Origin of the sequence: Bacillus hominis (assembly GCF_018332515.1) — a bacterium.
GTDB classification, from domain to species: Bacteria; Bacillota; Bacilli; order Bacillales; family Bacillaceae_G; genus Bacillus_A; species Bacillus_A hominis.
In genome coordinates, this window is the sequence record NZ_BOQD01000251.1 from 1 (window position 1) to 6784 (window position 6784).

General features: G+C 35.3%; 6 protein-coding genes. 3 read left to right on the forward strand and 3 right to left on the reverse strand.

What is annotated here, in order from left to right:
* The first annotated feature begins 246 nt into the window (after positions 1-246).
* Together KI356_RS21140 and KI356_RS21145 are read left to right on the forward strand one after the other, a co-directional pair.
* The gene (locus KI356_RS21140; protein ID WP_088057511.1) at positions 247-1140 is read left to right on the forward strand and encodes an ATP-binding protein; all 894 of its coding nucleotides are present in this window, start codon (positions 247-249) and stop codon (positions 1138-1140) included.
* 3 nt (positions 1141-1143) lie between these two features.
* Complete coding sequence (locus KI356_RS21145; protein WP_212936361.1) at positions 1144-3027, forward strand: vWA domain-containing protein; 1884 nt, start codon at positions 1144-1146, stop codon at positions 3025-3027.
* A gap of 37 nt (positions 3028-3064) precedes the next feature.
* On the opposite strand, the gene KI356_RS21150 is transcribed toward KI356_RS21145, so the two are convergent.
* Genes KI356_RS21150 through KI356_RS21160 form a run of 3 tightly spaced genes read right to left on the reverse strand, consistent with a single transcriptional unit; the run spans position 3065 to position 5748 of the window.
* Positions 3065-3487, reverse strand: coding sequence for an NUDIX hydrolase (locus KI356_RS21150; protein WP_212936362.1), 423 nt, complete (start codon positions 3485-3487; stop codon positions 3065-3067).
* Between the two features lie 60 nt (positions 3488-3547).
* Positions 3548-4513: an L-threonine 3-dehydrogenase gene (locus KI356_RS21155; RefSeq protein ID WP_212936363.1), complete on the reverse strand. Its 966-nt coding sequence runs from the start codon at positions 4511-4513 to the stop codon at positions 3548-3550.
* A gap of 44 nt (positions 4514-4557) precedes the next feature.
* Positions 4558-5748 carry a glycine C-acetyltransferase gene (locus KI356_RS21160; RefSeq protein WP_000095918.1) on the reverse strand — a complete coding sequence of 397 codons (1191 nt, stop codon included), beginning with the start codon at positions 5746-5748 and terminating at the stop codon, positions 4558-4560.
* Positions 5749-5960: 212 nt separating this feature from the next.
* On the opposite strand from KI356_RS21160, the gene KI356_RS21165 reads away from it, so the two are divergent.
* Complete coding sequence (locus KI356_RS21165) at positions 5961-6692, forward strand: class I SAM-dependent methyltransferase (RefSeq protein WP_212936364.1); 732 nt, start codon at positions 5961-5963, stop codon at positions 6690-6692.
* Positions 6693-6784: the final 92 nt, after the last annotated feature.

Below are 6784 nucleotides of genomic sequence, written 5' to 3' on the forward strand. Positions count from 1 at the left end.
ATGTTCCATATTATGTATCACCTTCCATTTGTTTTTTTCACTTCAAATTATATTACTATTTATATGATAATTACAATATAAAGAGTAATATAATTTAAAATTACAAATCAAATTCACTGTATTTCTACTGTCGAAATTTTTTAATTATAAATCATTAAAATACATCGTTCTATCTTTGCACACTCCTTTAAAACAAGTTATCATAAGATGTATTACTTTATGAAAATAATGTTAGGTGGGAAATACATGTTAGAACAATTTCATATACATGCTGATTTAAAGCATCAGCTTTCTACAATTCACGAAAAAAATAAACAAGAAGCTGGCGAAAATGCACATTTAATTGGAAAGAAAATATATAAAGCATCTGATAACAGCATCATCGAAGATGCCATTACAGCTCTTCTTCTTGGTAAAAACATTCTATTAAAAGGACCGACTGGTAGTGGTAAAACAGTCCTTGCGGAAACTCTATCTTCTTTATTCCAAAAACCAATGCATAGCATTAACTGTTCTGTCGACTTAGATGTAGAAGGTATTTTAGGATATAACACTTTACAAACAAAAGATGGTGCATCTGAAGTTACATTCGTTAACGGCCCTCTTATGAAGGCTATGAAGAACGGCCATTTCTTATATATTGATGAAATCAATATGGCAAAACCTGAAACGTTACCACTTCTTCATGGTGCATTAGATTACCGTAAAATGATTACAAACCCATTTACACAAGAAGTTGTATACGGTGATGACGAATATCGCGTAATTGCCGCAATTAACGAAGGTTACGTTGGGACAAGTGAACTAAACGAAGCGCTAAAAAACCGTTTCGTTATTATTGAAGTTCCTTACATTCAAGGTGATACATTAAAAGAACTATTACTATCTGAATCAAAATTAAATGATGTTGCAACAATTGAAAAGTTCGTTGCATTTGCAAGCGATCTTATGCCTTTAGCTCGTGATGGACGTGTAAGTGAAGAAGCAGCGAGTATTCGTGGGATTATCGACGCATGTGATTTAGGTGTGTATATTCCTATTATGCGTGCAATTGAACGCAGTATTATCGCAAAATTAAATGATGAAACAGAACAAATGACTGTCCGTGAATTAGCAGAAAGTTATTTCTTTGAGGGATAATTCATGAGACAAATTTTTAGTGACAAAAAAATTGATGCGTCGCTGTTTCTACAAATGGAAAACTTAATGTATGCCCTTCTAAAAGAAGACGATGCCTATCTTGAGTATGGCTATAAAGCATACTACGACGAAATTGAAAAAAAGGTTGTCATTAGTCACTTTTGGGATGATCGAAAAGAAGAGGATACAGTAATCGGATTAAAAAGCGAAGTGTTTTTAAAAGCACTTGGTAATAAACATTACTCGGACATGACTTTAATTCGTTCTTATGCGATTGAATTACAAGAATCGCCCCTAAAAAAGTTTTTAACACAATTATTTGTTCTATTAGAAGATTTACGTGTCGAGGAAATCGTCAAAAATTTACGACCTGGCACAAAGCATATTTTTAAACGCCGAAAAGAAATGTACCGCAATTATTTCAGCTCACAAAATGAAATAAATCGTGTTCGTAACTATCATGGCGATCGTCTATTTTGTCTATGCTATCTTTCATTAACGAGCGATAAATACGAAATGTTCAACAATGAATATTTCGAGCAAATTGAATCAATTTTGCATGAAACATTCCAAGCTCGTAATACGGAAGATATTATGTACGTTGTTGAAAAAATTCGTTATCGCCTAGAAAGTCTTCTTGAGACTGATATGATTAACAACTATTTCGGACATGCCCCGCTTTATTTATCTGTCATTGCAGATGAAAAGAACTGCCGCGTCGAAGATTTAGCAAATGATGATACGCAGCTCGTAGATGATGACGATAATAAAAACAAAATGGATGAAAGCTTCTCCACGTGGCACCGTGAAAATAAAAATAATGAAAATGAGAACTTTTTACGCTTCGAATTAGAAAGCGGCACAAAAACAAATATGATGGGTGACACTGCTCGCGAATCAGAAGATGGTGATCAAGCTCTTGGTTCTGTACAAGGTACTTCCCAAAAAAGTACACAATCCAACTTTGATGGCGCTGATACAGAAGAAGCAAGAGCGTCTCATGCTTCTAGTCAAAACGACGGTGCATACGGTAAGTATAACGCTGGTGCCTCTCATACATTTAAAGAAGCTCGTAAAGCAAATCATGATGAGAAAAAAGATTACCAAGCTATCAAATCAGTCGTTAATAAAGATGTAAAAGAATTAAAGAAAATTATCGAAAAAACGATTGAAAACAAAACGAATGCAAATAGTGATAAATACTACGGAAGACTTCGTAAGAAATTCCTTCGTATTTATACGGAAAAACAACCGCGTATGTTTTATAAAAAAGGACAAGAATCTCAAGAGCTCGACGTTGCATTCCAACTATTAGTGGACTGTTCTGGTTCTATGTATAACAAAATGGAAGAAACGAAAAAGAGTGTTGTACTATTCCATGAAGCATTAAAATCATTAAAAATTCCACACGCTATTAGTGGATTTTGGGAAGATGCTTCTAGTGCTAAGCCTGAAGATAAGCCGAACGTTATCCATGAAGTTGTGACGTACAAGAACTCAACATTACCAAACGTCGGTCCAGAAATTATGCAACTTCGCGAAGAAGAAGATAACCGTGACGGATATATTATTCGTATCGTTTCTGAAAAACTTGCGAAAAGACCAGAAAAGCATAAATTCTTACTTGTCTTTACAGACGGTGAGCCTTCTGCGCTAGACTATCAACAAGACGGAATTTTAGATACGCACGAAGCTGTCAAACTTGCTCGTAAAAGTGGTATGGAAGTAATCGGTATCTTCATCGAAGAAGGCGAAGCGAAAGAAGCGACGTATCAATTAATGAAAAATATTTATAACCATCACTTCTTAGTGGCTAATCACGCTGAAGATTTACGCCTGAAGATTAAACCATTATTGAAAAAGCTATTACTGAAGACGATTGAATAGAAAACAGGAGCCTTGTGGCTCCTGTTTTTTCGTTCACTCACTTTGTTTCTGGTTGGAACTTGTATGGAATGGCTACTTCTAGTAATGATTCGAATCCTCCGTCATAGAATGGGAATCGCTCATTTGCGATTTTTCTATCTACCCACCCGATTGCGGAAATTTCTCCTTCATCTTCTGCACCAAGTTCACTTGTTACTACATTTGCTCGGAATGTAAAAAATAATGCATGATGTCCTTTCTCTTCAAAAAACTTCTCATTTAATGCAACAAGCCCACTAAGTGCGGCAATTAAACCTGTCTCTTCTTTCACTTCTCTTACCAGTGCTTCCTCTAATATTTCACCTTTTTCAACAGCCCCGCCCGGCAGTGACCAAACGTTTTGTTCTACATTATGTACCATTAATATTTTATCTTTTTCGCTATCGTATATTAGTGCATATACAACATCAACTCTTTGCATGTTGCTTTTCTTCCTTCCTAAAATAATTAAGAGCCAATTCCTAAGAATCGGCTCTTCCTATTAATTCATTACTAACTCAGATGCGAGCTTTTTTTTTAACTTAGCCAACATGTCAGTTGTCATTTTGTCTAAATCATATTCTGCTTTAAAGCCCCATTCTTTCATTGCTGCTGTCGCATCAATAGAGTTTGGCCAGCTATCAGCGATTGTTTGACGAGCTGAGTCTACTGCGTAATCCATTGTAAACGTCGGGATGTGTTTACGAATTGACGCTGCGATTTGCTCTGGCTCGAAGCTCATTGCTGTAATGTTGAACGCATTTCTATGCACTAATTTAGTTGGATCAGCTTCCATTAATGAAATGATCGCTTGTAAAGCATCTGGCATATACATCATATCCATGTATGTTCCTTCTGCAATGTATGAGGTGTATGTGCCCTTTTTAATCGCCTCATAATAAATTTCAACTGCATAGTCAGTTGTTCCGCCTCCAGGAGGAGCTACATAAGAAATTAAGCCTGGGAAACGTACACCGCGCGTATCAACGCCAAACTTTTGATGATAATAATCACACAGTAATTCCCCTGCTACTTTGTTTACCCCATACATCGTAGTAGGACGCTGGATTGTATCTTGTGGTGTATTATCTTTTGGCGTTGATGGACCAAATGCACCGATAGAACTTGGCGTGAAAAACTTACAGTTTAATTCACGTGCTGCTTCTAATGCATTTACAAGTCCACCCATATTTAAATTCCAAGCAAATAACGGATTTTTTTCTGCAGTTGCTGAAAGTAAAGCCGCTAAATGAATAATTGTATCAACTTCATTACGCTTTGCAATATCATGTAATTTTTGTCCATCCGTTACATCTAACGTTTCAAATGGACCAGACTTTACTACTTCACTATCTGTTTCACGAATATCTGTTGCAATAACGTTTGATGCACCGTATACATCACGAAGTTTCATTACTAGTTCAGAACCAATTTGCCCTAAAGAACCGGTTACTAGAATTTTTTTCATTTTTCCCACTCCTCATTTGCAAGCTATTCACAAGATGTCGTTACTTAAATGATACCCATTTCTTTCCCTACTTTTTCATACTTACGAATTGCTTCATCTAACATTTCTTTCGTATGAGCTGCTGTAGGCATATTTCGAACGCGTCCCATTCCTTTTGCTACGGTTGGGAATACGATAGATTTTGCGTATACGCCTTCTTCATTTAGACGTTTACTAAATTCTTGTGTTAATACTTCATCACCAATAATGCAAGGTGTAATTGGTGTTTCACTTTCTCCAATGTTAAAGCCAAGTTCTTTTAACCCTTGTTTTAAATAGCGACCATTTTCCCATAAACGATCGTGTAACTCTGTGCTTTCCATTAAAATTTCAATTGATCTCATACAAGCAGCTGCATCAGCTGGTGTTAAAGCTGTTGAGAATAAGAATGGACGTGAACGCACTTTTAACCAATCGATTAAGTTTTGTTTCCCAGCTACATATCCACCAATTACCCCAATTGCTTTTGATAATGTACCAATTTGGAAATCAACTTTATCAGAAAGGCCGAAATGTTTTACAGTACCTGCACCTTTGCCAAGTACACCTGAACCGTGTGCATCATCTACATATGTCATTAAATCCAGCTCTTCTGCAATTTCAACAATCTCTGGTAATTTTGCAATATCTCCATCCATTGAGAAAACACCGTCTGTAATAACCATTAATTTATTATAAAGACCTGATTCTTTTGCCTCGATTGCTTTTTTGCGTAAATCTTCCATATCAGAATGCTTATAAACGATGATTTTCGCTCTTGATAGACGACTACCATCAATAATAGATGCATGGTTTAATTCATCTGAAAGAATCGCATCATTTTTATCCATAACAGCTGAAATCGCTGCCATATTACAGTTAAACCCTGATTGATAAGCAATTGCTGCTTCTGTATGTTTAAACTTTGCAATTGTTTCTTCTAATTTAATATGCAAATCTAAAGTACCGTTAATTGTACGAACGGCTCCTGCTCCAACGCCGTACTTATGAATTGCACCAATTGCTGCTTCTTGTAAGCGATTATCAGTTGCTAATCCAAGATAGTTGTTTGAAGATAAGTTAATATATTCTTTTCCGCCAATTGTAATAATCGGTCCATTTGGACTTTCAAGCGGATCAATTACGTTATAAAGCCCCTTTGATTTTAAATCCTCTAAATTTTCTTCTAAAAAGTTTGCAAGTGTTTTACTAGACATCGTGAAGCCTCCCATCGTTCATGTAAGCGAATTATTGTCTTAATAGTTCTAATAATCCCTCTACTAGCTTAACACGTTTTCAGAATTTATTATAGAAAAATAGTTTAAAGTAACCGCTTACAAATTTAAATTATAAATGATTCCTTACAAGAAATCTATCTTTTACTTTTCATATTTGATAGAATTAAAAAAATATTTAGGGGGCTTCAAACATGGCATTTACAGAATCTGATGTATATAATAACGAAGGATTTTTTGAACAATATATGAAACGAAGATATCGAGAAAATAGCCCGAATGAATCGATTGAGAAACCAACATTCTTTCAGCTCATTGGTAATGTGCAAGGAAAGCAAATTCTCGATTTAGGTTGTGGTGACGCTAAGTTTGGTGTGGAATTATTAGAAAATGGCTGCCACTCTTACACTGGCATTGAAGGCTCCCATCTTATGTATGAAAAAGCAGTAAAACAACTAGAAAATGAAAATGTCACTGTTCATTTTTTAAACCTCAAAGACTACACATACCCTCCTTCTACTTTTGATTTAGTAACATCTAGACTCGCTTTACATTATATTGAACATCTTGATACTATTTTTCAAAATGTATACCAAACTTTAAAGCCAAACGGAGTTTTTACCTTTAGTGTTCAACATCCCCTTATCACCTCTTCATTTGAAAGCTTACAAACGAGTGGTAAAAGAACTAGCTGGCTCGTCGATGATTATTTTAAAACAGGCAAACGAGTTGAGCCATGGATTGACCAAGAGGTTATTAAATATCATCGTACAACGGAAGAGTATTTCACATTGTTACAACAAGCCGGATTTACAATTACAAACTTAAAAGAAGCCACACCAAATCGAAACTGTTTTCAGGGAAAAGAAGAATATGAACGTCGCTTACGTATTCCCCTTTTCCTACTATTTTCTTGCAAAAAATAAAAAAAACGATGAATTACTTTTTATTTAGTGTAACCACACTAATTTTATTGTTGTATATGAGGTCATAAACCGGTCTGTATAATAAAAAAGTA